At 60.4% G+C, this 18,357-nt stretch carries 17 protein-coding genes; 6 read left to right on the forward strand and 11 right to left on the reverse strand.

Features of this window, described 5'->3' with window-relative positions; genetic code table 11:
• Positions 1-29 precede the first annotated feature (29 nt).
• From infB to rimP, 4 genes are all read right to left on the reverse strand, one after another.
• Positions 30-2,900, reverse strand: coding sequence for a translation initiation factor IF-2 (infB, locus tag EL217_RS07130; protein WP_126319263.1), 2,871 nt, complete (start codon positions 2,898-2,900; stop codon positions 30-32).
• Positions 2,901-3,007: 107 nt separating this feature from the next.
• A complete protein-coding gene (locus EL217_RS07135; protein ID WP_005278765.1) occupies positions 3,008-3,370 on the reverse strand; it encodes a YlxR family protein in 363 nt (120 codons plus the stop codon).
• Positions 3,371-3,454: 84 nt separating this feature from the next.
• Positions 3,455-4,471, reverse strand: coding sequence for a transcription termination factor NusA (nusA, locus tag EL217_RS07140; protein WP_005278763.1), 1,017 nt, complete (start codon positions 4,469-4,471; stop codon positions 3,455-3,457).
• Between the two features lie 23 nt (positions 4,472-4,494).
• Positions 4,495-5,034, reverse strand: coding sequence for a ribosome maturation factor RimP (gene rimP / locus EL217_RS07145; protein WP_034658273.1), 540 nt, complete (start codon positions 5,032-5,034; stop codon positions 4,495-4,497).
• A 38-nt stretch (positions 5,035-5,072) separates the two neighbouring features.
• Between rimP and EL217_RS07150 the strand changes: the two genes are divergently transcribed.
• Positions 5,073-5,921 carry a DUF4439 domain-containing protein gene (locus EL217_RS07150; protein ID WP_232018222.1) on the forward strand — a complete coding sequence of 283 codons (849 nt, stop codon included), beginning with the start codon at positions 5,073-5,075 and terminating at the stop codon, positions 5,919-5,921.
• Between the two features lie 177 nt (positions 5,922-6,098).
• The gene (locus tag EL217_RS07155; protein ID WP_005278755.1) at positions 6,099-6,428 is read left to right on the forward strand and encodes a transglycosylase family protein; all 330 of its coding nucleotides are present in this window, start codon (positions 6,099-6,101) and stop codon (positions 6,426-6,428) included.
• 127 nt (positions 6,429-6,555) lie between these two features.
• Here EL217_RS07155 and EL217_RS07160 read toward each other — a convergent pair whose 3' ends face one another.
• Together EL217_RS07160 and EL217_RS07165 are read right to left on the reverse strand one after the other, a co-directional pair.
• Positions 6,556-6,918: a hypothetical protein gene (locus EL217_RS07160; RefSeq protein ID WP_005283569.1), complete on the reverse strand. Its 363-nt coding sequence runs from the start codon at positions 6,916-6,918 to the stop codon at positions 6,556-6,558.
• Between the two features lie 59 nt (positions 6,919-6,977).
• Positions 6,978-8,747 (reverse strand): proline--tRNA ligase, encoded by a 1,770-nt coding sequence (locus EL217_RS07165; RefSeq protein ID WP_039885997.1) that lies wholly within the window; start codon positions 8,745-8,747, stop codon positions 6,978-6,980.
• A 30-nt stretch (positions 8,748-8,777) separates the two neighbouring features.
• Here EL217_RS07165 and yaaA point away from each other — a divergent pair, with 30 nt between their 5' ends.
• The gene (yaaA, locus tag EL217_RS07170) at positions 8,778-9,500 is read left to right on the forward strand and encodes a peroxide stress protein YaaA (protein ID WP_126319265.1); all 723 of its coding nucleotides are present in this window, start codon (positions 8,778-8,780) and stop codon (positions 9,498-9,500) included.
• A gap of 22 nt (positions 9,501-9,522) precedes the next feature.
• Here the strand turns inward: yaaA and EL217_RS07175 are convergent, their stop codons facing one another.
• From EL217_RS07175 to EL217_RS07190, 4 genes are read right to left on the reverse strand one after another with little or no spacing between them, the layout of a single operon-like run.
• On the reverse strand, positions 9,523-10,260 hold the full coding sequence (locus EL217_RS07175; RefSeq protein ID WP_126319268.1) for an ABC transporter permease: 738 nt from the start codon (positions 10,258-10,260) through the stop codon (positions 9,523-9,525).
• Between the two features lie 38 nt (positions 10,261-10,298).
• Entirely contained in the window at positions 10,299-11,198 is a 900-nt protein-coding gene (locus tag EL217_RS07180) for an ABC transporter ATP-binding protein (protein ID WP_126319270.1), read from the reverse strand.
• Positions 11,199-11,257: 59 nt separating this feature from the next.
• Positions 11,258-12,019, reverse strand: coding sequence for a response regulator (locus EL217_RS07185; RefSeq protein WP_126319272.1), 762 nt, complete (start codon positions 12,017-12,019; stop codon positions 11,258-11,260).
• Positions 12,012-13,193: a sensor histidine kinase gene (locus EL217_RS07190; RefSeq protein ID WP_126319274.1), complete on the reverse strand. Its 1,182-nt coding sequence runs from the start codon at positions 13,191-13,193 to the stop codon at positions 12,012-12,014. The genes EL217_RS07185 and EL217_RS07190 overlap by 8 nt, the downstream gene beginning before the upstream one ends.
• Before the next feature lie 66 nt (positions 13,194-13,259).
• Between EL217_RS07190 and EL217_RS07195 the strand changes: the two genes are divergently transcribed.
• Positions 13,260-14,084: a PhzF family phenazine biosynthesis protein gene (locus EL217_RS07195; protein ID WP_005283588.1), complete on the forward strand. Its 825-nt coding sequence runs from the start codon at positions 13,260-13,262 to the stop codon at positions 14,082-14,084.
• Position 14,085: 1 nt separating this feature from the next.
• The gene (locus tag EL217_RS07200; protein ID WP_126319276.1) at positions 14,086-15,441 is read left to right on the forward strand and encodes a protein adenylyltransferase SelO; all 1,356 of its coding nucleotides are present in this window, start codon (positions 14,086-14,088) and stop codon (positions 15,439-15,441) included.
• 87 nt (positions 15,442-15,528) lie between these two features.
• On the opposite strand, the gene mqo is transcribed toward EL217_RS07200, so the two are convergent.
• Positions 15,529-17,025, reverse strand: a complete 1,497-nt coding sequence (mqo, locus tag EL217_RS07205) for a malate dehydrogenase (quinone) (protein WP_005278731.1) — start codon at positions 17,023-17,025, stop codon at positions 15,529-15,531.
• A 285-nt stretch (positions 17,026-17,310) separates the two neighbouring features.
• On the opposite strand from mqo, the gene EL217_RS07210 reads away from it, so the two are divergent.
• A complete protein-coding gene (locus EL217_RS07210) occupies positions 17,311-18,357 on the forward strand; it encodes an alpha/beta hydrolase (RefSeq protein ID WP_005283592.1) in 1,047 nt (348 codons plus the stop codon).

Genomic DNA, 18,357 nt, shown 5'->3' on the forward strand with positions numbered 1-18,357 from the left:
CACGTACAGCGGGCCGTAACTAGCAGCGACTAGTCGCGCGGTACCTCGACTTCTTCATAAGCCTGGATGATATCGCCTACCTGGATATCCGGGTAGGACAGCACCATACCGCACTCATAGCCGGCCTTGATCTCGGTCGCGTCGTCCTTCTCGTGACGCAGGGACTCGATCTTGGCATCGGTAGTAATGACGTTGTTATCGCGGAGCAAGCGAACCTTGCCGTTACGGACAACCTTGCCATCGGTGACCATACAGCCTGCGATGGTACCCACCGAGGAGGACTTGAACAGGGCGCGGATTTCGGCCGCACCGGTGTCGCGTTCCTCGTAAATCGGCTTGAGCATGCCCTTGAGAGCGGCCTCGACTTCCTCGATGGCCTTGTAGATAACCGTGTAGTAGCGGATATCCACGCCCTCTTGGGTGGCGATTTCCGTGGCCTTGCCCTCCGCGCGAACGTTGAAGGCAATGATGACGGCATCGGAAGCGGCGGCCAAGGAAATATTGGTCTCCGTTACGGCACCAACACCGCGGTCGATGATGTTGAGCTCGACTTCGTCCTCGGTCTTGATATCCAACAGGGCATCTTCCAGCGCCTCGACGGAGCCGGCATTGTCGCCCTTGAGGATGAGGTTGAGGGTCGAAGTCTCCTGCAATACCTTGTCCAGATCCTCCAGGGACACGCGCTTGCGCTGCTTTGCCTGCAAAGCAGAACGCTTACGAGCATCGCGCTGGTTGGCAATCTGGCGGGCCACACGGTCATCATCGACCACGAGCAGGTTATCGCCAGCACCCGGCACGCCGGACAGGCCTTGTACCTGTACCGGGCGGGAAGGACCGGCTTCCTTAACGTCCTCGCCAAACTCATCGAGCATGCGGCGCACGCGACCATGCGCATCGCCTACCACGATGGAATCGCCGACGTGCAGCGTACCGCGCTGAACGATGACCGTAGCCACCGGGCCGCGACCGCGGTCCAAGTGGGCCTCGATGGCCACGCCCTGGGCATCCATCTCTGGGTTAGCCGTGAGCTCGAGGGCGGCATCGGCAGTCAGGATGACAGACTCCAGCAGCTGGTCGATGTTCTGGCCCTGCTTAGCAGAGATATCCACGAACATCGTGTCGCCGCCGTACTCTTCAGGCACCAAGCCATACTCCGTGAGCTGGCCACGGATCTTTTCCGGCTGGGCCTCCGGCTTATCCACCTTGTTCACGGCCACGACAACCGGGATATCGGCAGCCTTGGCGTGGTTGATGGCCTCAACCGTCTGTGGCATGACGCCGTCATCGGCGGCGACAACCAAGATGGCCAAGTCGGTGGACTTCGCACCGCGGGCACGCATGGCGGTAAAGGCCTCGTGACCAGGGGTATCCAGGAAGGTAATGGTGCGCTCGCCATCCACGTCAACCGTGGTCTGGTAAGCACCGATTCCCTGGGTAATACCGCCGGCCTCGCCGGCTGCCTCATTGGTCTTACGGATGGTATCCAACAGGCGGGTCTTACCGTGGTCAACGTGGCCCATGACGGAGACGACTGGAGGGCGATGTTCGAGGGCCTCTTCGCCGCCTTCGTCCTCGCCGAATTGCAGGTCGAAGGACTCGAGCAGCTCGCGGTCCTCGTCTTCTGGGGAGACGACCTCTACCTTGTAGTTGATCTCGTCACCGAGCAGCTGCAGCGTATCTTCCGATACGGATGCGGTTGCGGTGACCATCTCACCCAGGTTGAACAGTGCCTGCACCAATGCTGCTGGATCGGCACCGATCTTCTCCGCGAAGTCAGACAGCGAAGCGCCGCGGCGCAGGCGGACGGTCTGCCCCTTGCCATCTGGCAAGCGGACGCCGCCTACGACGTGCTTCTGCTGCTCTTCAAACTCATGGCGCTTTTGCCGCTTCGACTTCTTGCCCTTGCGTGGTGCGCCACCTGGACGGCCGAATGCACCGGCGGTACCGCCGCGACGCCCACCGCGTCCACCGCGGAAGCCGCCGGGACGACCGCCACCTGGGCCACCTGGACCACCAGGTCCGCCGTGGCCACCGCGACCGCGGCCACCGCGTCCGCCACCGCTCGGTGCCTTGGACGGCATCGAGGCTGGGTTCGGATGCGAAGGCATCATGGCAGGCGATGGACGACGTCCACCGCCGCCACCCTGGCCTTGGTTCTGATCCTGGCCCTGACGGTTATTACCGCCTTCGTTGCGGCCGCCGCGCTTTCCACCACGGTTATCGCCGGGGCGGTTGCCGCGCTGGCCCTTAGAGCCACCGGGGCGTGGGCCTGGGCGGTTGTCCCCGCCACCCGTGGAAAATGGGTTATTGGCCACGCGGCGGGATCCGCCGGGCTTAGGCATCGGTCGCGGCATGGCGTTGCCTGGGGTCGGGCGCTCGCCCGACTTCTTGGCATCGCCTTGACCCGCGTTCTGGCCTGGCTTCGGTGCACCTTGGCCAGGCTTTGGCGCTGTCTTTCCAGCGGCAGCGCCTGGCTTTGGTGCTGCCTGACCTGGCTTGGGGGCAGCCTTAGCGGACCCTGCGCCGGGCTTCGGCGCAGCGTCGGATGGCTTCGGTGCCTGTGTACCTGGCTTAGGGGCGCCGGGCTTCGGCGCAGCGGATTTCGCGCCGCCCTGTGCACCTTGACCTGGCTTCGGCGCAGACGATGCCGGCTTCTTGGCGTTGCCCTGGCCGGGCTTAGCGGGCTTGGCAGCCTTCTCAGCTTTGTCTGCCTTGCCTTCGGTGGCATCGCCACCGGACTGTGCTTCATAGTGAGCACGCATCTTCTTGACCACCGGTGGTTCGATGGTCGAGGATGCGGTTTTAACGAACTCGCCTTGTTCCTTCAGGGTGGCGAGCAGTTCCTTGCTGGTTACTCCGAGCTGTTTTGCCAACTCGTGAACACGTAGCTTTCCGGGCACTTGTCTCCTCTTGGTATCGCCTAGGAGCCAAGGCCGCGAAAAACTGGCCTGACTCCTAGTTAAACGTTCTGGACTTTCATCGCTGATGCTTCATCGTTGTGCGCTCATCAGTGTTCGGTCTTCCTTTTTAACTCTGGTGTGTACGAATCTTGTGCAGGTTGTTCCGCACACGGTACTTTTTCGCCCTGTACATTTTCGCACTGTGCTTCCAAGTACCTACGTACCTGACCTGTGTCCACGGATGCGGACGTGCGGAGCGCGCGCTTGAAAGCATGTTTGCGCTCAGCTAGCTCGAGTGCAGAAAGCGTGGGGCTAATCCATGCGCCGCGGCCGGGAAGCCGCCGGAATGGATCCGCCACCGCACGGCTGCCGTGGGGATCATTGGCATCAATGACCACCCGCAGCAACTCCGTATCGGGCATGCGTTGACGCGTAGCGATGCAAGTACGAAGCCGTTGAGTCTGCGACATCGAACTCCTTAACTTTCGCTGCGTCTTCATGTCCCTTTCTGCATCTGGGCCGTTTACTAGCCTACGCTATATATCCGCAATTCCTTAATTCGCGTCCGCGTCTGAATGAATATCGATCTTCCATCCGGTCAATCGGGCGGCTAGGCGCGCGTTCTGGCCTTCCTTACCAATGGCAAGGGATAGCTGATAGTCAGGGACGATGACGCGCGCCACCTGCTCTTCACTATCGAGCACGGTCACCTTGATCACCTTCGAGGGGGCCAAAGCATTGCCCACATACACGGTGGGATCCTCGCTGTAATCGATGATGTCGATTTTTTCCCCACCCAGCTGGCGCATGATGTTATTCACGCGCTGGCCGCGCGGGCCGATGCACGCACCCTTGGCGTTCAGGCCCTTCGCATGACCGATGACGGCGACCTTCGAGCGGTGCCCAGCTTCGCGGGCAATGGCGATCATTTCCACGCTGCCATCCGCAACTTCCGGAACTTCCAGTTCAAAAAGACCGCGCACCAGCTCCGGGTGGGTCCTGGACAAGTTGATCTGCACATTGGCGCCATTGCGGTTTACCCCCACCACATAAGCCTTGATGCGGTCACCGTGCTGCAGCTTTTCCCCGGGGATTTGTTCTGCGGGAAGCAGGATGCCGTCCTGCGATTCCAGTTCAGAGCCGAGCTGGACCACGACGATGCCGCGGGCATTGGCATGCGCATCGCGCTGGACGATGCCACTGACAACGCGCCCGCTAAGCTCCGAATAGGAATCAAAGGTGCGCTCGGCTTCGGCCTCGCGCAGCTTGCGCAAAATGGCTTCGCGTACGGCGCGTGCACCCACGCGGCCAAAGTTATCCGGGGTGTCATCGTACTCACTGGTTACTTCCCCGGTTTCGGGGTCACGCTCAGTAACGATGACGCTGACGGCACCGGTGGTGGTATCGATGTCTACCCGGGACTTGGTGCCTTCGGCCTTACCCTCCGCGGTGGATTCGCGGTAATCCAGGTAGGAATACAACAAGGCACTCGCAATCGCCTCCAACAGGTCATTGACGGGGACCTGTCGTTCGGATTCGATGGTGCGAAGTGCCTCAAGATCAATATTCACTTGTCTGTCCTCTCGATTGCCGGTTAGCTCTCGGCTTCTGCAAATGGCTGGTGCACGGCGTCTAGCTCACGCTGTGATGGCTGTGCAAATTCAATTTCTACCACTGCGTGGGCAATGTTTTCCAATCGCTCCACTTCTGTATGCACCTCGTTTTTCTCAGAGGTGATAAGGACAACGGCATCTTCGGCCGCGTTGAGCGCACCGATGCGCGCGGTGTGGCTCTTGTCATCGCCGCGATTAAAGGTCACCTTCCGCCCCTGATTGCGGCGCCAGTGGCGCGGTGCGGTCAGCGGCAGATCCACGCCTGGGGTGGAGACCTCCAAGGTATATCCGGCGCCAAAATTCAGCTCACCCGTTTCCTCTTTCTCATCGAAGAAGGCCGAGATATCGTCGGAGACCTCTTCCAAGACATCGGAGCTAGGCCGCTTATCACCATCGATGCGGATGATGACCTGTGATTTCTTTCCCGCCTTGGTGGTTTTAATATCCTCCACGTCGAGCCCGCGGGCTGCAAGGCGAGGTTGGAGCAAATCAGTTAATTGTTGTGCATCTGGGAAAGCCATGCCCACTAGCCTACGTCCTTCGAGGTACAGTCTTTTGGGTGAACCGCCGACGTATTGCTTTAACCTGTGTAGCCTCGACTGCCACCCTGCCCGCGCTTGCGGGTTGTTCCGCAGTCGATTCCGTCGTCGACTATTTTGGCCCGCGCCCAGAAGACGCACTCGAGCGCCTCGCCGTGGCCGCCGCGAGCGATGGACTCGCCCTCCAAGGGGTCGACGATGAAGCCGCGGATATGCGCAGCTCCCAGGCCGATGCGCTGTTTGCGGAAATTGCGCGCCTCTGCGGCACCGATGACCAAGGCAATGTCCCGCACAGCTGTGAGGTGGAACGGCCCACGCAGGCACCTCCTGCCACAGATTCCTCCCAGGTGCTAGAGGAGGCCGCCTCGGCCACCACGGAAGCCGCCGATGAGGTCAGTTCTGAGTCGCGGCCGATAGTTACCCAACAGGCCATTACGCTCAATGCCTGGCTGCCTGGCGATGCCCCCGATATCCCCACGCTCTCCCAACCCCAGCGCGAAAGCGCCACCGATTTGCTGCAGTGGGAATACGAGCAGGTCTTTGGCTTGGATTTCGCGCGGGCCTATAGCGATCCTGCTGCCGAGGGGCGCATCGATAAGCTCTTAAGCCTCCATCACCACCGCATCGACCAACTGCAAGAGGCGCTGAGCCAAAACGGTGAGGTTCCGCAACCGGAGCCTGCCTATTCCTCCGGTGGAACAACGCTTCCCAGCGATGCGGATTCCGCTGCCGCATTCCTGGATACCTTGATGGAGCAGGACGCGGATAAGTGGCACGCTGCCGCAGTGGCCGCGGCGCAAGAGGAAAGCCCAAACCAGGAGTGGCTGAACTGGCTTATCGGCATCGCCGCCGAATCCCAGGCCGCATAGCGCCCAGCGTTGCCTTACATCCCCAGCCTGAAGATTCACTGGCCGGCGGGCAGTGAAAAATCAGCGAATTATAGGACGATATTCATTGCTAATGCCTCCGGACCCTACGTAATTTGGTGGATTACGTGCTTGTTGGAGATTCCACGAGCCAAAACAATGAGAAGGAGTGCTTTCTCAATGCGTACTAAGAAGACCTTGCTCACTATGGCAGCAGCTACGTTGGGCATCGCGGGCATTGCCGCCCCTGCCGCCAACGCCGCCCCGGAAAGCGCGTGGGACCAGGTCGCCGCGTGCGAATCCGGCGGTGACTGGCACATCAACACCGGCAACGGCTACCACGGCGGACTGCAGTTCTCGCAGCAAACCTGGGCCGGTAGCGGCGGCACCCAGTACGCGCCCACCGCTGACCAAGCCACCAAGGAACAGCAGATTGAAATCGCTGAAAACGTCCTTGCCACCCAGGGAGCTGGCGCATGGCCTAATTGCGGCGGCCCCGTGGCCGGCTAATCGGCTTCCTTATACAGCGGTAGCGTGATGCCGCCTTGAGCGCAGCATCGCGCAAGCAACCGACTCCCCCATTTTCCACTTGGGATCTATTCCCTGGGAAAATTGGGAAGTCGGTTCTTTTTAGATTTTATGCCCTACCCTGCGCGATCTTCCATGCGTAGCGAATCAACGGAATCTGCAGCGGCAGACGAATGATGTGATAGAGCTTCTTCGGCCATCGCGCATCGCGCTCGATCCAGGCGTGATACATATTCGCCGGCCACACGGCAAGAAATAGCGCCGCGGCAGAGGCGCCGCCGGATTCGCGGGTGGCGCGATCGGTGAGCAAATAACCGGTAGCTATCTCCCAGGCGCCGGAGGCGAAGTTATACAACCGCGGCGAGCCCGGCAGCTGTGGCGGCACAATGGATTCGAAGGTTTTGGCGCGCAGGAAATGCAGCGTGCCCATCGTGATAAGGGCTGTGGGGAGCACGTTTTTATTAAGTCTCATGCTTCCCACGCTACCCTGCCGGTGCTTATAGGCGCCGGGCTTTAGCGCGGTGCTTTAAGCTAGGCCCGCACCAACTCGAGGAGTTTGTCCACGATCTCATCCGCAGGTACCTCCAGCGTTTCTTGGCCGCGGATGCGCAGCTCGATGATGCCGTCTTTGAAGGCGCGGCCCACGATGGCCACAAACGGCATGCCGAGTAGCTCTGCGTCCTTGAACTTCACGCCCGGGGAGACCTTGGGGCGGTCATCGAAAAGCACCTCAAGGCCCGCCTGGGATAGCTCTTCTACCAGCTTATCGCCGGCCTCCATGGCCGCGGCATCCTTATTCGCCACCGCCACGTGCACCTGGTACGGCGCTACCGCCACCGGCCAATTCAGGCCCTTATCATCGTGGCGTTGTTCTGCCAGCACGGCCAGCATGCGGGAGATGCCGATGCCATAAGAGCCCATCGTGGGGATGGCGCGCTTGCCGTTTTCATCGAGGATTTGCACGTCAAAGGCCTCGGTGTACTTGCGGCCCAACTGGAAGATATGACCCAGCTCGATGCCGCGCTGCAAGGCCAAGGTGCCCTGGTTATCCGGTGCGGGATCGCCCTCTTTCACCTCTGCTGCTTCCACGAACTCATCGACGTGGAAATCGCGGCCGGCCACGCAGCCCACGACGTAGCAGTTTTGCGCATCGGCACCGGTGATCCAGGAAGAGCCCTTCACCACGCGGGGATCTGCAAAGACCTTCACGCCGTTCGAGTTCAGCGCGCGCGGGCCCACAAAGCCCTGCTCCAAGAAATCGTATTGCGCAAAAATCTTATCACTGGCCAGGGTGAATTCCGCAGGCTCTAAGGCTGCCTCAAGGCGCTTGGGATCTAGTTCGCGATCGCCCGGAATCAGCACGGCCGCTAATTCCTTCTTCTCTTCAGCGTCCTCAAGCGCCGGGTGGGTTACCTCCACCATGACGCATTTAAGGATATCGGCGGCTCGGACCTCATGGCCGTCGACGGCGATGTCCTCGGTCTTCGCCCAGTGCACAAGCGCTTCAATGGTGGCGGCATCCGGGGTACGGTACTCCTTCGCCGCGGGCTGGCCCGCAATATCTTTTTCTGGGGGCGCTTGGGTCACGACCGCCTCTACATTGGCCGCATAATCGCCCTCGGTGGAGCGCACGAAGAGGTCTTCGCCCACCTCAGAAAGCGCCAAGAACTCCTCGGAGGCGGACCCGCCCATCGCGCCAGAGGTGGCCTTACAAATGGCGTAATCGATTTCTAAGCGGTCAAAAACATTCTGATACGCCTTGCGGTGGCGGGCGTAGGAGGAATCGAGCCCCTCATCGTTCATATCGAAGGAGTAGGAATCCTTCATCACGAACTCGCGCCCGCGCAGCACCCCGGCGCGGGGGCGTTCCTCATCGCGGTACTTCGTCTGAATCTGATACAAGGTGACCGGGAAATCCTTGTACGAGGAATACATGTCCTTGACGGCGTTGGCGAACATTTCCTCGTGTGTTGGCCCGAGCAGCAAGTCCGCATTCTTGCGGTCCTGCAGCCGGAATAGGTTGGGGCCGTATTCCACCCACCGGTTGGTCTTTTCATAGGGCTCGCGCGGCAGCAGGGCCGGGAAAAGCATCTCTTGCCCGCCAATGGCGTCCATTTCTTGGCGTACTACGTCTTCGATCTTGCGCAGGGTGCGCAGACCCAACGGCAGCCAGGTGTAGATGCCCGGCGCGACGCGGCGCACGTAACCGGCACGCACCAGCAGCTTGTGGCTGGGGACCTCGGCATCGGCTGGGTCCTCGCGAAGGGTGCGGAGAAATAGTTCAGAAAGGCGGGTAATCATGGTCAAAATATACATCGCTACCCTAGCTATATGCTCATTGTCCTCCCTCCTTCAGAAACCAAGGCCCATGGCGGCACCGGAAAGCCGCTTGATTTTGCCAACCTATCTTTTCCGGAACTTACCGATACCCGGCGCGAAATCGCCGCTGAGCTGCAGTCTCTTCCCATTGATGAGGCGATGGTGGCGCTGAAGCTCTCGGAGAAGCTGCGCGGTGAGGCCGAATCCAACAGCCAGCTATTTACCACCCCCACCATGCCAGCGGTGGAGCGCTATACTGGCGTGCTTTTTGATGCACTTTCGGCGTCCACCCTTCCCTCGTGGAGCCGCCTTGCTATTGGCGATGCCCTCTTCGGCCTCCTGCGCGCGGACGACCCCATCCCCCATTACCGCTTATCGGGCGGTTCCAAGCTGGACGGTCACACCATGAAGTCTTTTTGGGGCAAGCAGATAACGCAGGCGCTAGAAAACATCGACGAGCTGGTTGTGGATCTCCGCTCGGGCACCTACCAGCAATTGGGCCGGCTGCCTTCGGCGGTGACGGTGCGGGTAGAAAGCGTGCAACCAGGTGGCTCGCGCAAGGTGGTCAGCCACTTTAACAAGCACTACAAGGGCCTGCTGGCCCGGGAGCTGGCGTTCTCGCCTGCCGATGCCTTCAGCGCCGCCGATGTCGCCGCTATCGCCCGCGCGGCCGGGATGACGGTGGAGGAGCCACCGCACGGCTCACGGGAGCTCACCCTCGTCGTATCCCCATAAGGCGCGAGCGCCTGCGGGGAGCCTAAACTACGGCGCGGCGGCGCTGAACGGCTGCGGCCCCGCCGAGGACCGCCACCACCATGGCCAAGACAATGACGCCGGATGCCCATTGCGGGGCCATAAGGCCGAAGGTGTCTTGGCCTTGGAAAAAGGTACGCAGGTTGGCATCGGGCAGAATCTGCAAGATGTATTTGGCCCAGCCCATGTCCAGCGAGGTCAGCACGCTTTCGATGACGAAGTACTCGATTATCAGCAGCATGGCCGCAAAGGTCCCGCTGCGCAGGATATATGCCAGGCCGGTAGCGAGCAGGGTGTAGACGATGTATTCCACGAAGGTGAAAAGGAACACCGCATTATCCGGGTAGTGGACGAAGCTAGAGAAGTCATACGAGCTGCCGAGCGCAGCGTTAAATAACATTCCGAGTATGCCCGCCAGGGCCGCCGCGGCGACGTTGGCCACGGTGATGACGAGTATTTGGCTCGAGAGCACCCGCATGCGCCGGTTGGTAGATAGGTAGCTCCAGGCGACGGTGCCTTTTTGGAGGTCGCCGCCGACGAGCGTGGCCGAGGAAAAGATCATGATGACCACGGCGAAGATGGCGCCGATGGCTAGGTCGGAGGATTGGAGGGCGCTGTCGTCAGTGCGGATAGCCCCCATCAGCACGTTGGCGGCTGTTAGCCCAACGGTGATGATAGCGAGGTAGACCCACGTTGAGCGCAGGGAAAATATCTTGCGGGATTCAGAAACGATGGTGTTCATGGCTCGTACTCTGCCTTTCGATAACGGATAACGGGGGGTTATGCGGAGCGGTAATCCAGGTGGTCTGCGGTAGCACCGAGGAAGGCATCTTCCAAGGAGGGATGCTTGACCTCAAGGCTGCTGATGCGAATGCGGTGGTCAAAGCACAATTGGCCGACCTCGTCGCGGTCTAAGCCGGTAATGCGCAGAACCTCCCCATCAAAGGAGGTCTCTGCCTGCGAATCGTGCAGCAGGCGGGCCAGCTTTTCTGGCTGGTCCACCACGACCTCCACGGTGGTAGCACCGGAGGCATTGACGAATTCTTCTACCGTTCCTTCACCAACGAGCTTGCCCTTGCCGATGACCACTAGGCGGTCCGCCGTGAGCTGCATTTCTGAAAGCAGGTGGGACGACACCAGCACGGCGCATCCCCCGGCGGCGAATTCCCGGATGCGGTCGCGCATCCAGTGCACGCCTTCAGGGTCCAGGCCGTTGACGGGTTCATCGAGAAGCAAGTGCTTGGGCTGTCCCATCATGGCGCAGGCGAGGCCCAGGCGCTGCTTCATGCCAAGCGAATAGCCCCCGATGCGCTTTTTCGCCACCTTTCCGAGCCCGACTCGCTCCAGGGTGTCATCGACGTGGTTCATCGATACTCCCTGGAGTGCTGCCATATAGCCCAGGTGCGCGCGAGCACTGCGGCCGGGGTGGAACCAGTTGGCATCAAGCAAGGTGCCTACTGTGGAGGCGGGATCGGGTAGTTCGCGAAATGGGGTGCCATCGAATGTGGCGGTGCCGGAGGTGGGATTTTCTAGCCCCACGCACCTGCGCATCGTGGTGGATTTGCCGGACCCATTGGGCCCTAAGAACCCGGTGACTTGGCCATCGGGAACCTCGAAGGAAAGGTTGTCTACTGCTGTAAAGGAACCGTATTTCTTGGAAAGCTGTGTGACTGTGAGCATGGTTTTATCGTGTCGCTTTCCCGGCGCGAAGTAACCATCCTCGAGGCGGATTTAGTCGTTCATCCCTGGGGATGAGAAAGCAGTTCTTCTACGGTGACCACCCCATGGGTATAGGCATACAGCACGGCTTGGACGCGGTCGCGGGACCCAGTCTTGGTCAGCACGTGGCGCACGTGGGTCTTGACCGTGGCCATGGAGACAAATTCCTCTTCGGATATTTCGGTATTGGAATACCCCAGCGCCATGAGCCTTAAAATATCCATCTCGCGCGGGGTAAGTTCCGCGGACGGCGGGGCCGTAGCGGTGGTGGCACCGGGCTGCGCTGCCGCGGCGCTATGCGAAGCCGAGTGCTCCTTCCCGCTATCCCCACCCTCCTCGCTGCGGACTTGTTGGAGCACCTGGGCGGTAATGCGCGGCGAAAGCACGGCCTCGCCCGAGTGCACGGTGCGAATGGCTGAGAGCAGCTCTTCGGGCTCGACGTCTTTGAGCAAAAATCCCGATGCCCCTGCAGAGATTGCACCGTGGACAAAGTTGTGATCATCAAAGGTGGTCAACATGATGACCTTGGTATCCGGGAATTCAGGGAGCACTTCCTCCGTGGCCGCAATGCCGTTGACCCGCGCCATCTGCACGTCCATGAGGATGATATCGACGGGCTCTTGCCGGGCTAGGTCCAGTACCTCATCGCCATCGGAGGCCTGCCAGGCCACGCTCATATCCTCCTGCGAGCCGATCAGCATGGCGAACCCGGCGCGCAGGAGCGGTTGGTCATCAACAAGCGCAATGCGAATGGGCTCAAGTTCCTGTTCCGGATTAGACATGCGGTACCTCCACGGTGATTGCAAACGTTCCATCCTCGGTCTTGGTGGACACACTGCCACCATAGGCCTTTACGCGCTCTTTCATCCCGATGAGCCCATAGCCTGGGCTGTGGTCCTCGTCCGGCTGCGCCATGGGGTTGTGCCCTTCGATGGTGAGCCCCGACTTATCGCTGCGAAAGCGCAGGGTACCCCTATTCTGGCTGGAGTATTTGAGCATATTGGTCAGCATCTCCTGCACGATGCGGTAGATGGTGAATTGATAGAGCTCATCGCTATCGGCGGGTAGCTTTTCCATGCCGTAGACGGTGATATCGAAGCCGGCGCGCCGGGCTTCCGAAAACAGACCTGCGATGTCTGAGGTGCCTGGGGCCTTGGTTTCCCCGCGCGCGTCTTCTTCGCGCAAGACGGAAAGCAGGCTGCGCATCTGTTTTAAGGATTCGCGGGAAGTAGAGGCGATGGTATCGAGTGCCTCCGTTGCTACCTTGGGGTCTTTGGCGGCGGCGAACCGGGCGCCATCGGCAAGCGCGATGACGCCGGCGAGATTGTGGGCGACGATGTCATGCATCTCGCGGGCGATGCGATTGCGCTCCACGGCGCCGGCCATCTCCGCGCGCTCGATGAGCAGCTGTTGGCCCTCCCGGCGCTTCCGGTTATTGGTGCCGAGCAGGTAGAAAAAGCCGAGGACCGGCCAGCCGAGCAGGACCGTGCCAGCATAGACAAGCAGCGGGCTCATGGTCGCATCGCCCAAGCCGATATCGCTGCCCGCGAAGACCTTTTCCCCAAATAGGCTTGCGGTGGTTCCCGCCAGCGAGCCCAGGGCAATCCAGGCAAGCCAGATATAGCGCAAGCGCTTGCGCGAGTGCGTGCCGATGAGAAAAGCCGTGTAGGCGAAAATCGGGGCGTGGAAGTTCTCCAGGGAGGCCAAGGGCGTGAAAATGCACAGCGTCATGGTGCCGGCGATGAAGAAAATGGACTTTTCTTGCAGCTTGGGATGCAGCCACAGCGCCAGCGGGATGCCGACGGTGTACAAGACCGCCACGATGGCCTGGAAGGGTGAATCGGTGTGCAAAAAGTTCGCGGCATTGGGCAAGAGCACGCCGAAGAACACGGGGATGATAATTCGCCACGGCGGTCCAATCCAATCGCGCAGACGATCCGGCCAAAGCTTAGACATAAGGGCAAGGCTAGCGCAGAAGCCAGCCTGCCGGCCTCATCCCCAGGGCTGACTACACTGGCGGGCATGCACCTCCAGTTCTTTGAAGTCGATGTCTTTGCCACCTCGGCGTTTTCCGGTAACCCGCTCGCCGTCGTGGCCCATGCCGATGGGCTCTCGAGACAGCAGATGCAGGCCATCGCGCACTGGACCAATTTTTCTGAAACCACGTTCTTGCTCGAGCCCACCGATCCCGCGGCGGACTATCGCCTGCGCATTTTTACCCCGCACGAGGAATTCGACTTCGCCGGCCACCCCACCCTGGGCAGCGCCGCCGTCTGGCGGGCGCTCGGCAATGAACCGCAGAAGGAAGGCACCATAGTGCAAGAATGCGGGGTGGGGTTGGTCTCCGTGCGCGAGAACGCAGGTATTTATTCTTTTGCCACCCCTCCGCTGCGCGCTAGCGGGCCGCTGAGCAATGCTGAGCTTGCAGAGGCCTGCGCGGGATTGAATATTTCGGTAGCAGATGTCATAGATTCCGCCTGGGTGGATAATGGGCCCGGCTGGCGGCTTATACAGCTGCGCGATGCCGCGGCCGTGCGCGCGATTCAACCCGCCGCCACTCGCCCCAAGGTGGGCGTGGTGGGCATGCTGGATACCACCGCGGGTAGGGATTCCGCCGCTTATGAAGTGCGCGCATTTACTGCAGAATTCGAGGATCCGGTCACCGGTTCCTTCAACGGCGGTGCCGCGCAATTCATGCGCTCGCGAGGCCTCGTCCCCGCCCGCTACACCGCCTGCCAGGGCAGCCAACTGGGAAGAGACGGCGAGGTCTTTATTCACGATGACGGCACCGATATTTGGGTCGGCGGCCGCGTCCACATCCGCGTGCAAGGACAATTGGAGGTCTAAAATGCACCTACACCACGACTATGCAAAGCACCTGCCGGACTTAGTGTCGGCAACGCACGGCGAAGAGCAGCCGGATCCACAGCTCGTGGTCCTCAATGAGGAGCTAGCAGTGCAGCTGGGCCTGGATACTGACTGGCTGCGCTCCGCAGAGGGCCTGGATTTCCTCTTGGGCCTCGACGGCGGGCATGCCATGGCCTATTCCGGCTTCCAATTCGGTTCCTTCAACCCACAGATGGGCGATGGCCGGGCCATGCTCTTGGGCGAGGTGGAAAAAGACGGAAAACTGTGGGATCTCCACGCCAAGGGCACGGGGCTTACCCCCTATTCCCGCCTGGGTGCTGATGGCCGCGGCACCCTTTCATCCATGCTGCGCGAATACTTGGTTTCTGAGGCCATGCATGCCCTCGGCGTGCCCACCACGCGCTCCCTCGCCGTGATTTCCACCGGCCGGCCCATCCAGCGCGGCCACGTGCAGCCGGCGGGCGTCCTGGTCCGCGTGGCGGCCAGCCACATCCGGGTCGGTACTTTTCACTATGCCGCGCAGTCCGGGCACCTCCAGGCTCTCGCGGACTACGCCATCGCGCGCCACTATCCTGGGGCAGACTACCGGGAGTTCTTCCAGGGCGTTATGGACCGCCAGATAGCCACCGTGTCTTCGTGGATGCGCTTGGGCTTTATCCACGGGGTAATGAATACGGATAACACCACCATCTCCGGCGAAACCATTGATTATGGCCCGTGCGCCTTTATGGAGTCCTACTCTCCCGATACGGTATTTTCCAGCATTGACCAGCAGGGACGCTATGCCTTTGGCAATCAACCAGCTATCCTGGGCTGGAATCTCGCCCGGCTCGCGGAATCGCTGGTGCCGCTTTTCGATGCCGATATCAATGCCGGGGTCGACTTCGCGCAAGAGACCATCAACGGGTTCCAGGAGAAATTCGCCACCCAGCGCCGCAGCGATATAGCCGCGGCCCTCGATACCACCACCGAGGTAGCCTCGGCCTACCTTACTGCGATGCAGCTACCCCGGCCGGATATCACGTTGGCGCACCGCGCGCTTGCCGATGCCGCCCGCGGCCACACCCTTCCTGCCCAAGAGCTCTTCCCAGATTCAGACTTCCTAGATAGCTACCTAGCCACTCACCCCGCCCCGGATGCCGTGGATGCTGCCATGCCCCGGGTCATTCCCCGCAACATGGCCGTCGAAGCCGCGCTGCGCGCCGCCGAGGCCGGCGATATCAAGCCCTTTACTGAGCTTCTCCACGCCGTGACCCACCCGTGGGAGCCGCATCCGTCCTACGAACAGCCCGACCCGAATGGGCTTGCAGGTTTTCTCACCTACTGCGGTACCTAATTTTCGGGGTTGCGCAGCACAAAGCCCTCCGTGCAGTAGGTTCTGCACGGAGGGCACGGGCTGGGACTTAATCCAAGCCGAAGGCGTTTAGCGCTCCAGCTTCAGCGTCTTCTGGGTGTATTCCCACATCTCGTTGTAGAAGTCCTCATCATTGGCCAGCTTCATGCCGTAGGACGGGACCATCTCGCGAATCTTATCGCTCCAGTCAATCATGCGCTCGCCAAAGCAACGCTCCAGCAGCTCCAGCATGACGGCTGGGGCAATCGAAGCACCCGGGGAGGCACCGAGCAGGCCGGCAATATTGCCTTCCTGGTTATTGACCAGTGCGGTACCGAACTCGAGGGAGCCAAAGCGCGGTGCGCCTGCAGGCTTGATGACCTGTACGCGCTGGCCGGCAATCACGGTCTCCCAGTCGCTTTCCTTTGCATTTGGTACGTATTCGCGGAGGGAATCGACGCGGTCGGAGAAGTCCTTGCGCACCTCATCGATGAGGTACTTGGTCAGGCCGAATTCCTGTACCGCAACACCCAGGTAGGAGGTGATATTATCCGGGCGGATGGACTTGAAGAGATCCAGGTAGGAGCCCTTCTTCAAGAACTTCGGGCTCCAGCCGCCGTACGGGCCAAAGAGCAGGCCCTTCTCGCCGTCGATAACGCGGGTATCCAGGTGCGGCACGGACATCGGAGGAGCACCGACTGCTGCCTTACCGTAAACCTTGGCCTGGTGCTGCTCAATGAGCTCCGGGTTCTTGGCGCGCAGCCACAGACCGGAAATGGGGAATCCGGCGTAGCCAGCTACTTCCTTCACCTTTGCCTTGCGGAGCAGATCCAGGGCGTAGCCGCCGGCACCGACGAAGACGAACTTCGCCTTCACCACGGTGATATCGCCGGTGTGCTTGTTCTTGGAATAAACCTTCCAGTCATTTCCGTCGCGGTCGATATCGAAGACCTCGTGGCCGTAGCGGATCTCCGTTCCAGATGCGCGCGCCGCGGTCAGGAACTGCTTGGCCAGGGCGCCGAAGTTCACGTCGGTGCCGACTTCGGTCCAAGAGATAGCGACCTTATTGGAAAAGTCGCGGCCGTCCGCCATGAGCGGCAGCTTCTCCGCAAAGGTGGATTCATCATCAGAGAACTGCATGCCGGGGAACATGTGCTTTTCGCTCAGTACCTCGTAGCGGCGCTTCAGGTAGTCCGCCTGGATTTCGCCTTGGGCGAAGGAAACGTGCGGGACTGGGTTGATGAACTCACTAGGTTCAGTCAGGATGCCGTTGTTGAGCTGGTGGGACCAGAACTGGCGCGACTTCTGGAACTTCTCGTTAGTTGCAATCGCCTTAGAGATATCGATGCGGCCGTTCTTTTCTGGCGTGTAGTTGAGCTCGCACAGGGCGGAGTGGCCGGTACCAGCGTTATTCCACGGCGAGGAGGATTCCAGGGCGGGGCCATCAAGGCGCTCAAAGATCATCTGGGTCCAGCTCGGCTCCAACTCGCGGAGCATAGCGCCCAGGGTGGCGCTCATGATGCCGGCACCGACCAGTGCGACATCGACCTCATCTACAACTTGTGCTGTCTTCTTTGCTGAGGACACTGTGTTATAACCTCTTCGAATTGAAAATTTATATACATCGGCGCGTTCTGCACCATATATTTTAAGCGCTTTGCGCCCCACACCGCGACTGTTTTGCACAGCCAACCTGCCGATGTGTCACGCATTAACGCCTTACCTTACGCTTTTCTTTTCTCGATTGGTTTTTCTCCCCCACCCTGGTCACCACAATATGGGGCGACCTGTTATACACTTCACATTTCACCGAAATAATGGCAGGTCACGCAGCTACCGTAGCGACGACCAACTGTTGACTAGACTCGTGTCATGGCTACAGCAACCCCGTCATGGGGGCCCGATATCCTCGGCCCCGATTTTCAATCAGCCACCCTCAACCTCGGCCCCGATCCTGATGGCGAGGGCGACGTTGTCACCACCCTCGTCCACTATGCACCAGGCTCGGCTGCAGGCTCCACGGATTCGGGCCCCGCCGATTCTTCTTCACCTTCTGCCACTTCCCGCCCGGCCTTGGTATGGCTGCACGGGATGACTGACTACTTCTTCCACACGCACGTCGCACAGCACTTCGCGGCACAAGGCTATGACTTTTACGCGGTCGATCTCCGCAAATGCGGCCGCTCGCACCGCCCGGGCCAAGCCTGGCACTACGTTTCGGACTTGTCCTTATATAACGCGGATCTTTCCGCAGCCCTCGATGCCATTACAAACGACGAAGTAATCGTTATCGCCCACTCCACCGGTGGCCTGATTGCACCGCTGTGGATGGACTTTCTACGCCGCCATGACGCGGAGCGCTTCTCCCGCCTGAAAGGCCTCATCCTCAATAGCCCCTGGCTGGACATGATGGGCGTTCCCGGCTGGGCCGTATCAGCGCTGAAGCCGGCGATATATTCCACCGCCAAGATCGCACCCAAGATCGCCTTGCCTGGCGGCAACCTCACCGCCTATGGCGAATCGGTGCACAGTGACTTCTACGGCGAGTGGGACTACAACCTCAGCCTGAAACCATTAGCCGGGCATAAGAAATATATAGGCTGGCTGGCCGCCGTCTTCCACGGTTTCGACGCCATTCACAGCGGCCGCATTAATGCCGGGGTCCCCGTATTGACGCTGCAATCTACCCGCTCCCTATTGGGAACGCCCTACTGCGATGCGGTCAATCATGCCGATTGCATCATAGATGTCGCACAGACCCGACGGTGGGCAAAAGAGCTCAATGCGCACTACACGCTGCATTCCATCGAAGGTGCGCGCCACGATGTCTTTTTATCCCTCCCCCGCCCCTTAGAAGAGGCGTTCGCAGCGTGCGATGCGTGGCTTCCCACCATCGTGGAAGCGCCCACACCAGCATAA

Source organism: Corynebacterium segmentosum (assembly GCF_900637825.1).
GTDB lineage: Bacteria > Actinomycetota > Actinomycetes > Mycobacteriales > Mycobacteriaceae > Corynebacterium > Corynebacterium accolens.

What these genes read in the sequence shown, in the direction of transcription:
- EL217_RS07135 (WP_005278765.1), bottom strand. Translation starts at nt 3,370, where the DNA reads ATGTCGCAGACTCAACGGCTTCGTACTTGCATCGCTACGCGTCAACGC.
- rimP (WP_034658273.1), bottom strand. Translation starts at nt 5,034, where the DNA reads ATGGCTTTCCCAGATGCACAACAATTAACTGATTTGCTCCAACCTCGC.
- EL217_RS07155 (WP_005278755.1), top strand. Translation starts at nt 6,099, where the DNA reads ATGCGTACTAAGAAGACCTTGCTCACTATGGCAGCAGCTACGTTGGGC.
- EL217_RS07160 (WP_005283569.1), bottom strand. Translation starts at nt 6,918, where the DNA reads ATGAGACTTAATAAAAACGTGCTCCCCACAGCCCTTATCACGATGGGC.
- EL217_RS07165 (WP_039885997.1), bottom strand. Translation starts at nt 8,747, where the DNA reads ATGATTACCCGCCTTTCTGAACTATTTCTCCGCACCCTTCGCGAGGAC.
- yaaA (WP_126319265.1), top strand. Translation starts at nt 8,778, where the DNA reads ATGCTCATTGTCCTCCCTCCTTCAGAAACCAAGGCCCATGGCGGCACC.
- EL217_RS07175 (WP_126319268.1), bottom strand. Translation starts at nt 10,260, where the DNA reads ATGAACACCATCGTTTCTGAATCCCGCAAGATATTTTCCCTGCGCTCA.
- EL217_RS07180 (WP_126319270.1), bottom strand. Translation starts at nt 11,198, where the DNA reads ATGCTCACAGTCACACAGCTTTCCAAGAAATACGGTTCCTTTACAGCA.
- EL217_RS07185 (WP_126319272.1), bottom strand. Translation starts at nt 12,019, where the DNA reads ATGTCTAATCCGGAACAGGAACTTGAGCCCATTCGCATTGCGCTTGTT.
- EL217_RS07190 (WP_126319274.1), bottom strand. Translation starts at nt 13,193, where the DNA reads ATGTCTAAGCTTTGGCCGGATCGTCTGCGCGATTGGATTGGACCGCCG.
- EL217_RS07195 (WP_005283588.1), top strand. Translation starts at nt 13,260, where the DNA reads ATGCACCTCCAGTTCTTTGAAGTCGATGTCTTTGCCACCTCGGCGTTT.
- EL217_RS07200 (WP_126319276.1), top strand. Translation starts at nt 14,086, where the DNA reads ATGCACCTACACCACGACTATGCAAAGCACCTGCCGGACTTAGTGTCG.
- EL217_RS07210 (WP_005283592.1), top strand. Translation starts at nt 17,311, where the DNA reads ATGGCTACAGCAACCCCGTCATGGGGGCCCGATATCCTCGGCCCCGAT.